The following is a 17,942-nucleotide window of genomic DNA, read 5'->3' on the forward strand; positions in this document are numbered from 1 at the left end:
GGGTGACGGCCCAGGGGGTCCTCGTCGGGCATGATCCAGCGCGGATCGTCGGAATGGACGGCGAACTCCGGCGACTCCCAGTCGATATCGACATAGGGGTCGAAGTGCTTGGTCACCGATCCCTCGGACAGACCGCGCAGGATCTCGTGATATCCGGGCTCACCCGGACGTTTGGCGGCGGTGGACAGCGTCATCGATGTCTCCTCAGTAGGTACTGCCTCCAGTTTAGTGGTACCGGCAGTACCATACAAGGGTTGACGCTACTTCGTGTTACACCTACCTTGCCGCGCCCCGCTAGACGAGCGGTTTCCCCGCCGCCCTGCGCCGGCGCATATCGACGACCAACCGCGGGAACGGCTGATGACGCCACCCCGGCGGCAGCGCCGCGAGCACGCGCCCGATACCGCGCATGATCAGCTCGAACGCGCGCTGCCGACGCGGACTCCAGGCCAATCCGAGGCTGTCACGGAAGCGCTGCGGCAGATATCCCGTGACGAAGAAGCGATTCACCCGCCGCCCGGCGATCCGGATGATCCAGGGCTGCGGCCCCAGATCGACGACATTGTCGAGCAGGTACCCGCGCACCTCGGCATCGAGGTCGAGCTCACCGAGCATCGAGTCCCAATAGCGGTCGAACGCGGCCCGATCGGCGGGCCACATCTCCGCGGGCATCTGCAGCGTCGTTCCGAACCGCGCGGAATCCTGGTACAGCTCTTCGGCGAAGCCCTCGTCGAGCTCACCGAAGAGCAGCTCGAGACTGTCGCGGGTACCGCGATAGATGCACGCCGCCACCCACAGCTGCAGCCGTGGATCGAAGGCGTTGTACTTCACCGGCCCACCGGGGCGGTTACGCACCTGGCGATGCGAGGTACCGACCGCCTCCCGGAACACCGCCCGATCCTCCTCGGTCCCGAGCATCGCCACCGCGAGGTAGGTCAGAGTCGTCTTGGCACGCTTGCCCGGATTCGTCGCGTAGCTCCCGGATTCGACCGTGCTCTCCACCACGCCCCGGCCGACCGGAAGCAGGCTCAGCTGCATCACGACATTGGCGGGACCACCGAGGATCGCACCGGCGCCGATCAGATAGCGATGTCTGCGCTCGGCGTCGTCGACGGGATGCTGCGGCTGCGCTGCCGCGCGGGGCTGTGCCACGACCAACCTCCAAGAGAGTGAGAGAGTTTCCAATTCAGACTCTCATCCACCCGCCCCCCACGCAAGACTAGATCAGAATCAACTGTCACATAGGGAGCTGATTACTCGCCGTATGGCTATCCATTATCTAGAATTCCGAGTAACTTACCGCTCGCATCACCACGGAGGGGGCAGTCATGAGCGAGCAGGCCGGACCGTTGTTACGGCGTCATCTCGGCGACCGGCGCTTCCTGCTGACGCTGCCGCGCGCGGTCGGACTGCAAGTACTGCACCCCGTCATCGCCACCGCGCTGGTCGACCACGCGCCACATCGGCTGTGGGAACACAAGAAGCGCACCGTCTCGCAGCTGATCTATCTGGCGCACTCCGGCCGAGCGGCGGACTCGGTGATCCGCTTCGCCCACGAGCACGTGAAAGGCCTCGACGACCGCGGGCAGCGCTATCACGCGCTGCACCCCGAGGTGTTCCTGTTCCAGCACGCCACCTACGTCGAGACGCTGATGACCGCCGCCGACCTGTTCGGCCCCGCGCTCGGCGCCGCCGACCGCGACCAGCTCTACCGCGAGACCCGCGCCTGGTACCGCACCTACGGTGTCAGCGATCGGCTGCTCCCCCGGACCCGGCCGGAGTTCGCCGAGTACTTCGCCGACGCCTGCGCCACCCAGCTGCGGGTCGGCCCCGCCGCGCGCGAACTGCGCGATCAAGTCCTGCGTCCCGATGCGTGGATCGTCCGGCACCTGCCCGCCGGTGCCGCACGGGCGATGCAACATCCTCGGGCGCTCGAACTGTTCGACGTGCGAACCGGCCGGGCCGATGCCGCCGCACTGCGCGCTGTCGCGATGACGGCACGCCCCGGCTTCGCGATGGCGCCCCGGCGAATTCGCTACGTCTCACAGGCCAGAACACGCACCGGGAGATGATCGGGGCCGCCGGCTCGACGAACCGGCGGCCCCCTCCCCCTGACTGGTCAGACGATCGCCTTGTGCTGACGGATGCGGCGCCGCACATCGGCCATCATCGCGTTGGTGCCGGAGAACCGGATGAACCGTGGGATGAACCGATTGACGAATCCGACGAACAGGAACAGATTCTCGAACCGCCGCTGATCCGAGGCACTCCACTCGATACCCATCTGCTCCTGGAAGTGCGGCGGCAAAAATCCCGCCGTCAGGAACCGCAGCAGCCCGCCCAGCAGCAGGCGCAGCGACCAGTGGATCATCCGCAGGTGCAGCAGATCGTCGATGTAGGCCCGGAAATCGTCGTCGCACACCACTTCTCGGCATGCCTGGACCCAGTACGCGTCGAAGTCGGCGTGGGTCTCGGGCCACATGTCCGGATGGACCTGCAGAGTGGTGCCGAAGGTGTCGGCGCCCTGGTAGAACTGCTCGAGCTCGGCCTCGGTCATCTTGCCGCACAGCAGCTGGTGGGTGTCCTCGTAGCCGATGTAGATCGCCGCCGCCACGTACAGCTGCAGGTGACGGTCGAAGGCGTTGTACTTGACCTTCGAGTTCGGTCCCGACCGCACCTGCCGGTGTGCGACGTTCACCGCCTCGCGCATCGCTCGCTTCTCCTCGTCGGAGCCGAGCACCGCGACCGCCAGGTAGGACGCGGTGGTGCGCAACCGCTTCCACGGGTGCACCATCAGCGCCCCCGACTCGACCTTGCTCTCCATCACCCCCGCCGCGACCCCGCGGTGGGCGAACTGCATCGCAACATTGGCCGCCGCACCCGCGAACGCCCAGAAGTCGAGCGCGTCGGCCAGTTGCGCGGGCCGTTTGCGCGGCGAGCGGTGGGTATCGGGCAGGGGGATCCGCACCTGCGCGAGCGTCAACGGCGCGTGCGTCGCCGGCGCCGGTTCCGACAGTGCGCCGGCGCCGGGCCCGGGGATGTGGCCCGGCCCCTCGGCCACATACCTGTCGCTGGTGGGGTCGTCGTAGTCGGGTTCACTGGACTTCGCCGCGGTGTTCATCGCCGTCACAGCCGTTCGATGATCGTCGCGTTGGCCATGCCGCCCGCCTCGCACATCGTCTGCAATCCGTAGCGACCGCCGGTCTGCTCGAGATGGTTGACCATGGTGGCCAGCAGCCGGGTGCCCGATCCGCCGAGCGGATGCCCCAGCGCGATCGCACCGCCGCGGGGATTCACCCGATCCGGATCGGCGCCGAGTTCGTGCTGCCACACCAGCGGCACCGGCGCGAACGCCTCGTTGACCTCGAAGGTGTCGATGTCGTCGACTGTGAGCGAGACCCGCTCGAGCGCCTTGCGGGTCGCCGGGACGACCGCGGTCAGCATGAGCGTCGGATCGTCGCCCGCCACCGCGAACGAATGGAACCGCGCGCGGGGGGTCAGTCCCAGCTTCGCCGCGACCCGCTCGCTCATGATGAGCGCGGCCGAGGCGCCGTCGGTCAACGGCGAGGAGTTGCCCGGCGTCACCGACCAGGAGATCTCCGGAAACCGTTCCAGCGCTGCGGGATCGGTGAACGCGGGCCGCAGGTTGGCCAGACTCTCGACGGTGGTGCCGGGCCGAATCGTCTCGTCCGTGTCCAGGACGCCGGCGGAGCTCAGCTCGGCGTCGAAGCCGCCCGCCGCCGCGGTGGCCGCCGCCAGCCGGTGCGAGCGAGCCGCGAACTCGTCGAGGGTGGTGCGATCCAGTTTCCAGCGGGCGGCGAGGATCTCGGCGGCAATGCCCTGGCCGATCAGTCCGGCCGGGTAGCGCACCGCGAGCGGGCCGCGCAGCGCGTCCTTGCCCTGCGCGTTGGAGAACATCGGCGCGCGGCTCATCGACTCCACGCCGCAGGCGATCGCCACGTCGTAGGCGCCGGCGAGCACGCCCTGGGCCGCGAAGTGTACGGCCTGCTGACTCGAGCCGCACTGCCGATCGACCGTGGTGGCGGGCACGGACTCCGGGAAGTCCGCCGCGAGCACGGCGGTGCGGGTGATGTTGCTCGACTGCTCACCGCTCTGCGTGACGCACCCGCCGATCACATCGTCGACCAGCGCGGGATCGATCCCGGTCCGGTCGATCAATTCGGCCAGCACTCCGGCCAGCAGGGTCGCCGGGTGCACCGACGACAAGCCGCCGCCGGGTTTTCCCCGACCGGACGGCGTTCGGACAACATCGACGATGACCGCGGACATCATGATCCTCCTGCGCAACCGCCGACCGTCGGCGGCCTCAACGCCCTAAGTTAATCATGATTCCGCCAGATTTCATCGATATTTCAACTGCTTCATGCGCCGTAGACGCCATTCAGCTGGTCATGTTACCGTCAATTCCGCATCGTGCGACTGGGGTCGGGGGCGCGATGCAGAGGTCGCGTCGGCGCCGGGCAACGCGGCTTCGGCACCGGCGCGGCCATCGACCCGAGCGGCGCCCGAACCCCGGAAATCTTACCGGCGATTTTGCTCACATTCGCCAGAATCCGTAGTAACTTATCGGAGGCCGATCCTCGCTAGATCAGCCACAGACGTACCCGCCGACGACAGAATGCTCGGCAACATCATCGGACCGTCAGCGACGTCGGCCACCAGCCGTCGACGCCACCGGTCCTGGGAAAGGAACACCGGTACACCATGTTGCGACGGCTCGACAGGCTTCTGAGTTACGAGATGAAGGTCTCCGAATTCCTCGGCACCCTGATCATCATCGGCATCCCGTACGGACTCGTCGGCATCGTCTGGACGCTCACCCACACCTCGCACCTGCGCGATCTCTCCGGCGTCGACCTGGTCATCTCGTTCCTCGGATCGATCGTCTGCTGGCCGGTGCTCACCTTCGCGAATGTGACGATGACCTGATGATGGCACTGGTCTGGGTCATCGACATCGTGGTGACCGTCGTCAAGATCCTCGGTGGCCGCACACAGGTCAATCCCGTTCTGCGCGTAGGTATATGGATCGCGCTGTTGTGCGTCGTCGCGGTCGGGCTCGCCGCGGGCGCCGGCTTTCTCGTCCTGCTCGAACGCTGGCTGAGCACGCTCTGACACCGCCGCGCTCCGGCGCGGCAAGAAAGGATTCGGTGCGGCGTGACCTCCACCGAGCACTCCCCGGCAGGCATCGCGCCGCCGGAACCCTCCGAGGTCGGCCGGATCGCCGACAGTGTGACCGGCCTGTGGCGACGCCACCCGCAACAATCGGTCGAAACGCTGGGCAGGCAGGTCCTGCTGGGCCGGGCCGCGATCGCCCAGCTGCTGCTGTCCCTGGTGCAGCGGCGGTTCCCGTTCCAGGAGTTCATCCGGCAGTGCGCCTTCATGGCCAACGTCTCGGCCGTGCCGACGGTCTTCGTCGCGATCCCGGTCGCGGTGGTCGTGTCCATCCAGGTCGGCGCGCTGGTCAACCAGGTCGGCGCGACCACCTTCATCGGCGCGGTGGCCGGCCTGGGCATCATCCGCCAGGGCGCGCCGCTGGTCACCTCGCTGATGATCGCGGGCGCGGTCGGCTCCGCCATCTGCGCCGATCTGGGCTCGCGCACCATCCGCGAGGAGATCGACGCCATGAAGGTGATGGGCGTGGACCCGGTGCGCCGGCTGGTCGCCCCGCGCCTGGCGGCGGCCGTCCTGGTCAGCATGCTGCTGTGCGGGTTCATCGTGTTCGTCGGCTTCGCCACGGCCTATCTGTTCAACGTCTACGCCCAGCACGGCACCCCCGGCTCGTTCATCAGCTCGTTCGCGTCCTTCGCGGTCGCCAACGATCTGCTCGTCGCGCTGGTGAAGGCGGCGATCTTCGGCGCGCTCACCTCGATCATCGCCTGCGATATCGGACTGCACACCAAGGGTGGGCCCGGCGGCGTGGCCAACTCGGTCAACTCGGCGGTGGTCTCCTCGGCGCTGATGCTGTTCGCCACCAACATCATCGTCACCCAGCTCTACAACACCCTGTTCCCCGCGAAGGTGGTGTGAGATGGCCGCCGAGTACATCCCGCCCGTTCTGCGCCCGGTGCGCGCCGTCGGCGCGGCGGCCAAGATTCCCGTCCAGGCCAATCAGCGGCTCGGGCACCAGGCCATCGTCTTCTTCCAGGCCCTCCTCGCCGTTCCGTTCACGCTGCGGCACTACCGCAAGGAAGTCGCGCGACTGGTCGCCGACGTCGGCTGGGGCAACGGTTCGCTGATCGTGGGCGGTGGCACCGTCGGTGTCGTCATCGTGCTGTGCGCGTTCGGCGGCATCACCGTCGGCATGGAGTCCTACTCCGCGCTGAACCTGCTGACCATGGGGCCGCTGACCGGGGCCATCTCCGGTTTCGCCACCACCCGCGAAATCGCCCCCATCCTGGCCACTCTCGCCTTCGCCATCCAGTCGGGCTGCCGGTTCACCGCCCAGCTCGGCTCGATGCGGATCTCCGAGGAGATCGACGCGCTGGAATCCATCGCGATCCGCCCGCTCCCCTACCTGGTGACCACCCGGATGATCGCGGCCACGGTCACCATCGTCCCGCTCTACACGCTGGGCCTGGCGGTGGCCTACCTGGCGACCAAGCTGTCGGTGCTGTTCCTCGGCGGCACCACAGCCGGCACCTACGACCACTACTTCTTCCAGTTCCTGGTCGGCGGTGACGTGTTCTTCTCCCTGTTCAAGGTGGTGGTGTTCGTCCTGATCGCCGCCTTCATCCAGTGCTACTACGGCTTCGTCGCCGCCGGTGGACCCGAAGGTGTCGGGGTCGCGGCGGGCCGGGCGATCAAGATGGTCATCGTCGTGATGGTCTTCACCAATCTCTTTCTCACCCTTGCTATCTGGGGCATCGACCCCGGATTCCGGATCTCGGGATAGGTCGATCGGATGATTCTCGATCCCAGTGGACGCGGGCCGACCGGTCGTCAGTTGACCGTCGCGGGCCTGGCCATGGTGTCCGCGGTCGCGGCCGCGCTGTATCTGCTCGGACTGCGCTACAACGGCGAGTTCGAAGACAAAGTCATCGTCGGCGCCGAGCTGACGAGCACCGGCGACGGGCTACCGCAGCGGGCCGACGTGAAATACCGCGGCATGGTCGTCGGCATGGTCGGCGACGTGGCGATGGTCGCCAAGGGCGAACGCCAGCACGCCACCTTCGAGCTGAAACCCGGTATCGCCGAGACGATCCCGGACACGGTGACCGCGCGGGTGATCCCCGACAACATCTTCGGCGTCTCCTCCATCCAGCTGGTCGACAACGGCGCCGCCACCGGCACGTTGCGCAGCGGCCACACCATCCATCAGGACACCAGCGCCGAGACGATCCAGCTGCAGTCCACGCTCAACACCCTGCGCGACGTGCTCGCCAACATCCAGCCCGAGAAGCTCGGCCGGGTACTGGCGACGCTGTCCGCGGCGCTGGACCCGGGCTCCCGGGTCCCCGGCTCGACGGTGGAACGGCTCGACACTTGGCTCACCACGATCCACCAGATCCCCGAGATCGGTGACCTGCTGGGCAATTTCGGCCAGGCCGCGACCGCGCTGAGCCAATCGGCGCCCGAGCTGGTCGGCGTGCTGGCCGACTCGGTGACCTCGGCGCGCACCCTCAACGAGCACCGCACCCAGCTGGTCGAGCTGCTCACCCAGGGCAATTCCGCGGTCGAGGCCGTCAACAGCCTCTTCGCCGCGAATCCCGATTCCGGTAAGGAACTGGTCTCGGGCCTGGACGGCCTGCTCGGCGGTATCGCCAAGGATCCGGGGGCGCTGCAGTCCGCCGCCGCCAATCTCAATGTCTCGCTGGCCAAGTTGCAGCAGACCTTCACCTTCGGCCCGCGCAAGCAGATGGCGTGGCGCATGGACGTGTCGTTCACCCCGTTCCAGCAGTACACCGCCGAGGACTGCCCACGCTACGGCGAGATGACCGGGCCGCGGTGCGGTGGTCCGACCGTGCCCACCGTCGCGCCGCCCCAGGAATACCCCGCCCAGCTGCTACCCCAACGCCTCGAAGCGGCGGGCCCCGCGCCGGTGCTGCCGTCGGCGCCGATCCCGGGACTGCCGACGCTGCCCGGCATCTCGGTGCCGGCGCTGCCCGGCCTGCCGATGATTCCCGGCCTGCCCGCCATCCCGGGAATCACCGCGCCCGCCGCGGCGACCGATCAGCCCCCGGCCGCGCAGCCGCGCAGCCTCACCGGCGTGGCCGCGGTGTCGGCGCTGGTCGGCGGGCGGCCGAACTTCACCCAGCTGCTGCTGCTCGGCTCGATCATCGGCACCGTTCCCCTCGTCCCCGACACCGAAGGTGGCCTGCGCCAGTGAAATACACCAAGCCACTGGTCGGCTTCAGCTTCTTCGTGGTGCTGACCACCGTGCTCACCTACACCATCTGGTCCACCCTGCAACGCAGCGTCGCGGGCGAGACCAGCTCGTACTCCGCGGTGTTCACCGACGTCCTCGGGCTCCGGGTGGGTGACGACGTCCGCATGGCCGGCGTCCGGGTCGGCCGGGTCGACAAGATCGACTTCACCCCCGAGTACACGGCCGAGGTCGACTTCCGCATCGAAGCCCGCCAGCACCTGACCGACACGACGAAAGCCCTGGTCCGGTACCAGAACCTGATCGGGCAGCGCTATCTGGCCCTGGCCCCGGGCGAGGGCGCGGGCGCGGTCGTCCCCGTGGGTGCGCAGATTCCGCTGGACCGCACCGAGCCCTCGTTCGACGTCTCGACGCTGCTGTCCGGATTCGAGCCGCTGTTCAGCGTCCTGCAACCCGACCAGATCAACTCGCTGTCGGAGACGCTCATCCAGGCGTTGCAGGGCAACGAGGTGTCGCTGGCGGCGCTGATCACCCAGGCCGCCCAACTGGCGAGCACCTTCGGTGAGCGCGACCAGATCCTCGGCGACGTCCTGAGCAACCTCAGCTCGGTCCTGGCCGGTCTGGCCAAGCGCAGTGGCGAACTGGAAACCCTGATCACCCAGACCCGCAGCCTGATGGACGGGTTGTACGCCGAAGGACAGTCGTTGAAGAGCTCCGTGGAACGCGTCGCGGGCGCGACGAACTCCCTGGTCTCGCTGATCGGCGAGGTCAAGCCCGGCCTGGGCGCCGCGCAGCGCGACGCCACCACCGGTGTGATGATGCTGCTCTACAACGGCGCGGCGCTGGACCGCGGCGCGGTCGAGCTGCCCGACTTCCTCAACGGCGTGGCCCGCTTCACCAGCTACGGCACCTACGGCAACGCCTACATCTGCCGGCTCGACGTCTCGCTATGGGGTGTGGTGCTGCCCGAAGGCCTGTTCTCCCAGGTCGGCGGCAACTCGCAGTCGGGGGTGTGCCGATGATACGGGCACGAGTTCCGGAGTTCTGGCGGCGCAACCGCTACCTGCGTCTCGGCCTGTCCGCGGCGCTGGCGGTGGTGCTGTTGCTCGGTGGGTCCAGCCTGCTCGCCCAGGTCCGCCTGGGCGACAAGACGATCGACGCCGAATTCGCGCAGGCGGCCGGCGTACGGCCGGGCGCGACGGTCGACATCGCCGGCATCGAGGTCGGCGCCGTCCAGGCCGTGCGGCTGGTGAACGACCGGGTGGAAGTCGCGCTGCGAATCCGCGGCGACATCCGCCTCGGCCCCGACGCGCGCGCCGCGATCAAGATGTCGACGATCCTCGGCCGCCTGCACATCGAGCTGACCCCGGGCAACGGAAAAGGGCTGCCCGGCAACCGCATCGCGCTCGACCACACCTCGGTGCCGTACAACCTGAGCAAGGTCGTGCAGGATCCGAAGTACACCTCCTCGTTCGAGCGCATCGAACGGATCGACCCGACCAAGCTGCGCACGGCACTGGATGTGCTCAACACCCAGCTCGGCGACTCCCCCGCACTGGCGGTGCAGGCCCTCGACAGCATCGGCGCGCTGGCGCAGGTGATCAACAGCAGGCGCGACGAGGTCGACACACTGTTGAAGAGCATGGACCAGGTCTCCCAGCTGGTCTCGGACAATCGCAACAGCGTGCTCCTGCTGCTGACCAGGGGTGAGGCCATCGGCGCCGCCGTCCAGCAGCGCCAGACCCTGCTCACCCAATTGCTCGACAATGTCGCGGCCATGTCGAAACTGCTGCAGGACATGGGCATCGAGAACAACGGCGAGCTGGGTCCGTTGATCCAGAACCTCAACACCATGGCCGACGGGTTGACCAAGAACAAGGAGAACCTGGACCGGCTCTACGAGATCGCCCCGGTCGCGCTGCGCCAGTTCAACAACGTCGTCGGCAACGGGCCCTACGGCGAGATCTGGGCGCCGTGGATCTTCCCGGACAACTGGCTGTGCTTCGCGCAAGCCGTACAGGGGTGCAACTGATGAACACACGACACACGAGCAAGCTGGCGGCGGTGTGCCTGACCGCGCTGCTCGCCTCGAGCTGCGCACTGCTGCCCGACAGCGTGACCGGGCTGGGCGATCGGATGGTCAGCCAGCAGAAGCGGATCAGCGCCGACTTCGAGAACGTGGCCGGGCTGTACCCGGGCAACGAGGTCTCGGTGCTCGGCGTTCCGGTCGGCGTCGTCGATTCGGTGACCCCGCGGGGCGGCTACGTGGAGGTGGTGATGTCGGTCGACCGGGATGTACGGATCCCGGCCGAGGCGATGGCGGCACTGGTCTCCCCGCAGCTGATCACCAACCGGCACGTCGAACTGGCCCCCGCCTACACCGGCTCGGGTCCCGAACTCGCCGACGGCGCGCATCTGCCACTGGCGCGCACCAGGACACCGGTCGAGCTCGACCGCATCCTGGCCAATTTCGATCAGCTCGGCGAAGCGCTCAAAGGTGGGAACGAGACCGGCCCGATGGCGAGCCGGATCCTGTTCCCGCTGCTCGACGGCAACGGCGACCGGCTACGCGAAACCCTCGACGAGCTCTCCGCGGCGTTCGAGGTGACCTTCGCCAACAAGGACCAGATCGCCAACACCATCGTCGAGCTCAGCGAGATCACCCAGATCATCGCCGAGAACGACCAGACCGTCCGGGATTTCAGCGGCCGGATCACCGAGCTGATCGCGCTGTTCGGCCAGCAGTCCCCCGGCTTGCAGGCGGTGCTCACCCAGCTCGACGACTTCATCACCAACACCTCCTCGGTGCTGGGCCAGAACCAGGACCAGCTCGCGGGCGCGCTCACCAAGTTCGTGGCCATCGCCGCCCAGATGCGGGCCAACGCCCGCAATCTCACCGAGGTCGTCGATGTCGCGCCGCTGCTGTTCCAGAACGTCGACAACGCGGTCAGCCGGGAACGCCAGGCACTGCGCCTGCACGGTCTGCTCGACAAGATCGTCCTCGACAGCGAGGCACTGTCGCTGTTCTGCGAGCGCGTCCAGATGCGTCTCGACGGCTGCCGCACCGGAAAGATCGCCGATATGGGCCCGGATTTCGGGCTCACCGCCGCGCTGTTGGGACTGACGAAATGAACCTCCGCTCGGCACTGGCAGCCACCCTGTGCGCCGCCGCCGTCGTCTCGACGAGCACCGCGTGCTCGATGACCGTGGCCGACCTGCCCATGCCCGAACCCGGCATCGGCGGCCCCGGCTACACCCTGCACGCCACCTTCCGCGACGCGCTGAATCTGCCCGATCGCGCCCACGTCAAGATCGGTGGCACCGATATCGGTGTCGTCACCGGCATTTCGACGACCTCGTTCCTGGCCGATGTCCAGATGCAGATCCGCGCCGACATCCAGCTGCCCCAGGGCACCACCGCGGAGCTGCGCCAGGCGACGCCGCTGGGCGACATCTTCGTCGCGATGACACTGCCCAGCGCCGAGGCCGCCGGGCCACCGCTGCGGGAGGGCGCGACCATCGGTGCCGAGTACACCGCCTCGGCGGCCTCGGTGGAACAGCTGATGATCTCGATCTCCATGCTGCTCAACGGTGGTGGGCTCAACCAGGCGGCGCGGGTCACCGCCGAGCTGGACTCGATCTTCGCGGGCAAGGCGCCGCAGCTGCGGCATCTGGTCGGCGAGATGACCTCGGTCATCTCCGCGCTCAACCAGCGCACCGGCGACCTCGACGCCACGCTCGGTGGCTTGTCGGTGCTGACCGGTGAATTGGCGAGGCGCAAGACCGAACTCGGTGCCGCCGCGGACAGTTTTCCGCAGCTGATCGGCCTGTTCGCCGAGAACAATCAGGCCATCGTCGATCTGATCAACCGGGTCGCGATCACCATGGACGCGCTCGGCGATTTCAGCGCGACCAACGGGCCGCAGTTCGTCAGTCTCTTCCAGAGCATCCAGAACCTCATGAACGGTTTCTCCCAGATGGGCGACGACCTCACCGGCACGCTGAACGGCTTCCACGCGCTGTACCCGTCGCTGACCGACAGCCTGCGCGGCCCGAGCCTGTCCGTTGCCGCCACCCTGTCCTACCTCGATGTCGGCGCGCTCACCGACCCCACCGGCAGCCGCTGGCCCGAGGCCGGCGACGTGCCCGCGTTCCTGGGCAGCCTCGCCGAGGTCATCGCCAAGGTGATCGGCCGGGTCACCAGTACACCGCAGGCTCCGCAGCCGCAGCAGGAGGGACCCCGATGAATCCACCGTTGTGGCAATGGCTGGTCCGCCGTCGCGTCGCGGTCGCCAACCTCGGGCTGGTCGTGGTGCTGATCATGGGCAGCCTGTACCTGGGCGGCGCGGTCCTGCGGTTCGATCCGACCCGCACCCGGTTCGACGTCACCGTGGAATTGGCGACCTCGGGCGGTCTGACCACCGGCAGCGACGTGACCTTCCGTGGCGTGCGTGTCGGGCGCGTCGGTGACGTCCGCGTCGCGGGCGACGGGATCGCCGCGGTCGCCGAGATCGACGGCAACACCCGGATTCCGGTGGGCGGCACCGTCGCCGTGGCCCGGTTGTCGGCGGCTGGTGAGCAGTACCTGGACTTCCGTCCCGCCGGCGAGTCCGGGCCGTTCCTGGTCGACGGCGCGGTCGTGCGCCGGGCCGACACCGCGGTGCCGGTCCAGATGCAGTCGGTGCTGGGCAATATGAGCGGGCTCGTCGCCGGGATGAATCCCGAACGGCTCACCGTCATCGTCGACGAGCTCGACAAGGCCCTGGCAGGCGGCCCGGACGGGTTGCGCAACATGATCTCCGGGCTCAGCCGCGCCATGGCGGGCCTCACCGATCTGCTCCCGCAGACCGAACAGCTCATCCGCAATCTCGAGGTCATCGCCGCGACCACCTCGCACGCGCAGCCCGATCTCGGCACGCTCACCGCCTCCGGTAGCGCGCTGTTTCGCCAGTTCACCGCCGCCGACGCCGAATTGCGGCACCTGCTCGAGCAGGGACCGGGCCAGCTCGCCACCCTGGGCGGCTTCGTCTCCCGCACGCAGAACCCGATCACCGATCTGGTGACGAACCTGGTCGCCATCACTCGGGCGGCCAAGCTGCGCCAGCCCGCCATCGAGGCGCTGTTCCCGTCGCTGAGCCGCTTCGCCGAGGCGGTCGGCGTTCCCGCCCACGACAACATGTACTTCACGATGGTCGATCCCTGGCCGCGCCCGACCTGCGACTACGACACCGTGCCCGTGGTGGCCACCACCCCGACCACCGACACCAGGGTGCGTCTCTACAACTACTGCGTCACCGACAATCCGGCGCTGCAGATCCGCGGCTCGGCCAACGCGCCGCGCCCCGCCGGTCCCGACAACGGCTCCGGTCCCCCGCCCGGCGCCACCGGTAACGAGCTGTCCCAGCCCTCGGTTCCGGCACCTCGATAAGGAGTCACCGCGATGAGCAACGAACCCACCCCCACCGACGAATCCCCCGTCGAGGACGCCACGACGACCGGCACCAGCACGGCCGCCACGGATACCGGCTCCGAAAAGCCCCCTGCCGAAGCGTCATCCACTCCGATGGCGGCCGGGTGGTCCTCGCGCTGGCGCGCGATCGACCGCAGGCAGCTCGGCCTGCGCGGTGCCGCGGCCGTGCTGCTGGGTGCCTCGCTGGCGGCCTCGGTGTTCCTGTTCTTCGAGAATCAGAGCAGCAAGGACCTGCTCGCGGCACAGCAGCAGGCCCGCGAAGCCGCCTGCCACTACGGACCGGTGCTGGCCGACTACGACAGCAAGAAACTCGACGCCTACTTCAAGGCGGTCCTCGACGGCTCGACCGGCGACTGGAAGAAGCAGTTCGAGGCCACCAGCGGCGAACTGCGCGAAGTCCTCACCCAGGGCGAGGTCACCTCGAAGGTCACCGACACCCAGTGCGCGATCCGCACCGGCGACGAGAATTCCGCCGAGGCGATCGTGGTGATCGGCCAGACCATCTCCAGTCTGGGCACCGAGCACAAGCCCAAACCGGGCCAGCTGTCCATGGTGCTGCGTCTGCACAACGACAACGGCCGATGGCTGGTCGAGAAGGTGAACTCCCCGCTGACGACAGCGCCCGCCCAGTGACCGAACCCGGCGCGCTATCCCCCCGGCACCGTGGCACGTCCGCGCGTGCCGGCGCCCCGTCCTCGGATGTGCCCGCGCGCGCCGTCCGGCGCAGGCCGAAGAACCGCCGGGCGCAGATCGCCGCGGAATCGGCGGCGGCGTTCGGCGCGCACGGCTACCACGGTGTGAGCATGGACGACATCGCCCGTCGCCTCGACATCAGTTCCACCGCTCTGTACCGGCACTTTCCGAGCAAGTACGCGCTGTTCCGCGCCGAGCTGCTGCGGCTGTCCGGCCTGGCGCTGCGGGCGGTCGAGCTCCCCGAGGAGGCGGCGGGCTGGTCGCCACGGCGGCGCCTCGAGCACGTGCTCGCCGCCATCGTCGCCGCGACCGTCGCCAACCGGCCCACCGCTGCCCTGGCCCGCTGGGAACGCCGCTACCTGGAACCCGAGGACCACCGGGAATTCAGCGCTCAGTTCGCGGTGGCCATCGCGAGCCTGCGGGCACGCATCGGCGAGGTCAGGCCGGAACTGGACGGGCACGATCGCGCGGTGCGCGCGGTGTCGATCTTCGCCGTGATCAGCAGCATCGGCGACCACCACGCGACAGTGCCCGCGAAAACCCTCGCCGCTCTGCTCGGTGCGGTGAGCTGGGCGGTGATCGACGCCGACCTCACCGGTTCGCCGACCGGCACGCGCGTGCGCCGGGCCGCGGAACGGCCGCCGCTGTTCAAGCACGAGGTGTTGCTCCACCGGGCGGTCGAGTTGTTCCACGAGCACGGCTATCCGAATGTCAGCGTGGAGGACATCGCCGCTGCCGCCGATCTGTCGTCGGCGTCGGCGGTCTACCGTTACCACCGCAGCAAGAGCGATCTGCTGGTGGCGGCCTTTCGCCGCGCGGCCGATCGGGTGTCGGCGGCGATCCGGCCCGCGACCGCCGCCGCGACGTCGCCGGCCGCGGCGCTGGGCACGCTGATCGCGCTGTACGTCTCGGGGTCGTTCGACGAACGCGCGCTGACTTTCGTCTACTACGCGGAATTCCGGCACGTGGACCAGACCGACCAGGTGACGCTGCGCCATCTCCAGCAATTGATCGTCACCGAGTGGGCGCGCCTGGTGGTGGCGGCGCGACCGGAACTGTCGTTGGGCGAGGCGCGCATCCTGGTGCATGCGGCGTTCAGCCTGGTCGTCGATCTGGGACGGACCTTCGGCGACGACGGAATCTGCCCGCAGGACACCGTGATCGCACTGCTGGAGGCCGTCCTGCTCGGCCGGCCGCTGCCGCACTAGCCCGACCGCCTGTCCGGCGCGCGGCGTCCGGAGCTGCACATCGACTCCGAACGCCGCGCTACTCGATCACCCGTTCCCCGCGACAGTGAGTTCGCTGGGCTGTCGCGGACGACGCGTGAGGGAGGCACGACGCGCGAGCACGCTGTGGCGAGGGGTTGATTCCGCCACGCACGTCGTCGCCGAGCATCTCGAACGATACCTCGAGTTGTCAGAATTGTCAGCAACTTATGTTCCGACGTCAGGTGATCTGGACATTTGTTATATCGACCAATTCCGGCCTACAAAGCCAGAATCATCAGTAACATAATGAAGGGGTATCGACACCCGGCAACGGCGCGCACACGTCGAGGACGGCTGGGCAGACGACTGGACGAGACATGGGATTCAACTGGCAGTCCCCGCGACGCGGATTCCGGAAATCGACCGCCGTGGGCGACATCTCGACCGCCTGGACCGTACGGCCGACATGGCGCCGGGTGACCGCACCGAAGGGACGCACCGTCGCGGTCTTCGGCGCCGGGCTCGCCGGACTGACCGCCGCGCACGAACTCGCCGAACGCGGCTTCGCGGTCACCGTCTACGAACGGCTCGGCACGGCGGGCGGGCAGTGCCGCAGCGTCTACAGCGACCAGGCACTGCCGGGCGAACACGGCTTCCGCAGCTTCGTCGACCGCCACCGCGGCCTGGCCGACACCCTGCGCCGTATTCCGTTCCGCGGCAACCGCAACGGCGTCCACGACAATCTGGTCCGGCTCGAGGCGGCGATGATCGCGGGCGTGGGGCGCGGCAATCCAGCCGTCCCGCTGCCGGTTCCGGTGCCGTCCGGTCAGATCCCGATGACGCCACGGCACTTCGCGGATTCCTTCGCCTCGGTGTTCGGGACGCTGTTCCGGTTGCCCCCGCACGAGGCGCTCTTCGCCGCCGAGCGGCTGGCGGTCTACGTCTCGAGCTGCGAGGAACGCCGACTCGGCCAGTGGGAGCGGATGAGCTGGACCGATTTCGCCGGCCTGGACAACGCGTCGGCCGAGTACCGCCGCTTCCTCGGTGACGGTTTCCTGCGCGCGCCGGCGTCGACGATCTCCCGCGACTGCAGCGCGCATGCGATGGGGCTGGTCGGCGAGGAGTACCTGTGGTCGCTGTCGAACCTCGCCGACGGCGGTGCGATCCGGGTGCTCGACGGGCCGACCTCGGAGACGTTCATCGATCCGTGGGTCACCCATCTGCGCTCCCTCGGTGTCACCTTCGCTTTCGGCGCCCGATTGTCGGGCTTCGAGACCGACGGCGCGCACCTGCGCGGCGCCACGGTGATCGACCACACCGGTGCCGGGCACCGCGTCGAGGCGGACTACTACCTCTGCGCGATTCCGCCGGACAAGGCGGCGGCGGTGTTCTCCGACGAGCTTCTCGCGATTGATCCCCGGCTCGCGAACGTGTCGCGGCTGCGGTCGGCGGCGATGGTCGGCATCCAGTTCTTCCTGCGCAGGCGGACCGATCTGGCGCGGGGACCCGTCACCTACCTCGACTCACCGTGGGGACTGACCTCGATCAGCCAGGCGCAGTTCTGGCGGACACCGGTCGGCCGCTACGGCGACGGCGGGGCGGCGGACGTGCTGTCGGCGATCATCGCCGACTGGACGGCCCCGGGCATGGTCAACCGCAAGAGCGCCGCCCAGTGCAGCCCCGCCGAGATCGCCGCGGAGACCTGGGCCCAGCTCACCGCCCACCTCGACGGGATCGGTGGCGAACCGCTCACCGACGACCTGCTGCATTCGTGGATGATCGATCCCGCGCTCCGCGATCCCGGCACACCGGACGTGGCCCACGACGGCACCGGGTTCGTCCCGACGCCCGGCTCGTGGGCCGACCGGCCCGACGCGACCACTGCCGTCGACAACCTGTTCCTGGCCGGCGACTGGATCCGGACCCAGCGCAATGTCGCGTGTATGGACGGCGCGAACGAAGGCGGGCGGCGGGCGGCGAACGCCGTGCTGCACGCCGGCGGTTCGGCGGCGAGCCGGGTCCCGATCACGCCGCGATTCCGGATGCCGCTGTGGGAACCGCTCGAACTGGCCGACAGCGCGCTGTACCACGCGGGTCGGCCCCATGCCTTCGACCTGATCGACCGCAGATACCCGGTGCGCTGATCACGTCAACCTCCGGCCGGCGACCGGCCGACTCCGCCCATTCCCGATTCCAGGCGGCCCGTCTCGCGGCCGCGAAAGGTG

At 68.5% G+C, this 17,942-nt stretch carries 18 protein-coding genes; 14 read left to right on the forward strand and 4 right to left on the reverse strand.

Annotation, left to right across the window (positions count from 1 at the left end; translation table 11 throughout):
• Together ACIO52_RS31515 and ACIO52_RS31520 are read right to left on the reverse strand one after the other, a co-directional pair.
• Positions 1–194, reverse strand: a 194-nt coding sequence (locus ACIO52_RS31515; RefSeq protein ID WP_402648954.1) for a diiron oxygenase, incomplete at its 3' end; no start/stop codon positions are given.
• A 100-nt stretch (positions 195–294) separates the two neighbouring features.
• A complete protein-coding gene (locus tag ACIO52_RS31520; protein ID WP_402648957.1) occupies positions 295–1,152 on the reverse strand; it encodes an oxygenase MpaB family protein in 858 nt (285 codons plus the stop codon).
• Between the two features lie 176 nt (positions 1,153–1,328).
• Here ACIO52_RS31520 and ACIO52_RS31525 point away from each other — a divergent pair, with 176 nt between their 5' ends.
• Positions 1,329–2,072 carry an oxygenase MpaB family protein gene (locus tag ACIO52_RS31525; RefSeq protein ID WP_218717847.1) on the forward strand — a complete coding sequence of 248 codons (744 nt, stop codon included), beginning with the start codon at positions 1,329–1,331 and terminating at the stop codon, positions 2,070–2,072.
• Between the two features lie 47 nt (positions 2,073–2,119).
• On the opposite strand, the gene ACIO52_RS31530 is transcribed toward ACIO52_RS31525, so the two are convergent.
• The gene (locus ACIO52_RS31530) at positions 2,120–3,130 is read right to left on the reverse strand and encodes an oxygenase MpaB family protein (RefSeq protein WP_402648960.1); all 1,011 of its coding nucleotides are present in this window, start codon (positions 3,128–3,130) and stop codon (positions 2,120–2,122) included.
• Positions 3,127–4,293, reverse strand: a complete 1,167-nt coding sequence (locus ACIO52_RS31535) for a thiolase family protein (RefSeq protein ID WP_342802217.1) — start codon at positions 4,291–4,293, stop codon at positions 3,127–3,129. Before ACIO52_RS31535 ends, ACIO52_RS31530 begins: the two co-directional genes overlap by 4 nt.
• A gap of 432 nt (positions 4,294–4,725) precedes the next feature.
• Here ACIO52_RS31535 and ACIO52_RS31540 point away from each other — a divergent pair, with 432 nt between their 5' ends.
• From ACIO52_RS31540 to ACIO52_RS31600, 13 genes are all read left to right on the forward strand, one after another.
• The gene (locus ACIO52_RS31540; RefSeq protein WP_218717844.1) at positions 4,726–4,950 is read left to right on the forward strand and encodes a hypothetical protein; all 225 of its coding nucleotides are present in this window, start codon (positions 4,726–4,728) and stop codon (positions 4,948–4,950) included.
• Positions 4,950–5,135: a hypothetical protein gene (locus tag ACIO52_RS31545; RefSeq protein WP_402648964.1), complete on the forward strand. Its 186-nt coding sequence runs from the start codon at positions 4,950–4,952 to the stop codon at positions 5,133–5,135. Before ACIO52_RS31540 ends, ACIO52_RS31545 begins: the two co-directional genes overlap by 1 nt.
• Before the next feature lie 42 nt (positions 5,136–5,177).
• Positions 5,178–6,050 (forward strand): MlaE family ABC transporter permease, encoded by an 873-nt coding sequence (locus ACIO52_RS31550; protein ID WP_374104847.1) that lies wholly within the window; start codon positions 5,178–5,180, stop codon positions 6,048–6,050.
• Position 6,051: 1 nt separating this feature from the next.
• A complete protein-coding gene (locus tag ACIO52_RS31555; RefSeq protein ID WP_218717842.1) occupies positions 6,052–6,915 on the forward strand; it encodes an ABC transporter permease in 864 nt (287 codons plus the stop codon).
• A gap of 9 nt (positions 6,916–6,924) precedes the next feature.
• Entirely contained in the window at positions 6,925–8,349 is a 1,425-nt protein-coding gene (locus tag ACIO52_RS31560) for an MCE family protein (RefSeq protein WP_316574591.1), read from the forward strand.
• Complete coding sequence (locus ACIO52_RS31565; protein ID WP_402648967.1) at positions 8,346–9,368, forward strand: MlaD family protein; 1,023 nt, start codon at positions 8,346–8,348, stop codon at positions 9,366–9,368. The genes ACIO52_RS31560 and ACIO52_RS31565 overlap by 4 nt, the downstream gene beginning before the upstream one ends.
• Positions 9,365–10,378 (forward strand): MCE family protein, encoded by a 1,014-nt coding sequence (locus tag ACIO52_RS31570; RefSeq protein WP_316574589.1) that lies wholly within the window; start codon positions 9,365–9,367, stop codon positions 10,376–10,378. Before ACIO52_RS31565 ends, ACIO52_RS31570 begins: the two co-directional genes overlap by 4 nt.
• Positions 10,378–11,478: an MCE family protein gene (locus ACIO52_RS31575; protein ID WP_316574588.1), complete on the forward strand. Its 1,101-nt coding sequence runs from the start codon at positions 10,378–10,380 to the stop codon at positions 11,476–11,478. Before ACIO52_RS31570 ends, ACIO52_RS31575 begins: the two co-directional genes overlap by 1 nt.
• A complete protein-coding gene (locus ACIO52_RS31580) occupies positions 11,475–12,593 on the forward strand; it encodes an MCE family protein (protein ID WP_402648972.1) in 1,119 nt (372 codons plus the stop codon). Before ACIO52_RS31575 ends, ACIO52_RS31580 begins: the two co-directional genes overlap by 4 nt.
• Entirely contained in the window at positions 12,590–13,774 is a 1,185-nt protein-coding gene (locus tag ACIO52_RS31585; RefSeq protein WP_402648975.1) for an MCE family protein, read from the forward strand. The genes ACIO52_RS31580 and ACIO52_RS31585 overlap by 4 nt, the downstream gene beginning before the upstream one ends.
• A 12-nt stretch (positions 13,775–13,786) precedes the next feature.
• Positions 13,787–14,449, forward strand: a complete 663-nt coding sequence (locus ACIO52_RS31590; RefSeq protein WP_342800924.1) for a hypothetical protein — start codon at positions 13,787–13,789, stop codon at positions 14,447–14,449.
• On the forward strand, positions 14,446–15,717 hold the full coding sequence (locus tag ACIO52_RS31595) for a TetR family transcriptional regulator (RefSeq protein ID WP_316574586.1): 1,272 nt from the start codon (positions 14,446–14,448) through the stop codon (positions 15,715–15,717). Before ACIO52_RS31590 ends, ACIO52_RS31595 begins: the two co-directional genes overlap by 4 nt.
• Positions 15,718–16,193: 476 nt before the next feature.
• A complete protein-coding gene (locus tag ACIO52_RS31600) occupies positions 16,194–17,861 on the forward strand; it encodes an FAD-dependent oxidoreductase (RefSeq protein WP_402648978.1) in 1,668 nt (555 codons plus the stop codon).
• The last annotated feature ends 81 nt before the right edge of the window (positions 17,862–17,942 follow it).

The organism is Nocardia sp. NPDC087230, from assembly GCF_044744725.1.
In the GTDB taxonomy this organism is placed as follows: Bacteria; Actinomycetota; Actinomycetes; order Mycobacteriales; family Mycobacteriaceae; genus Nocardia; species Nocardia canadensis.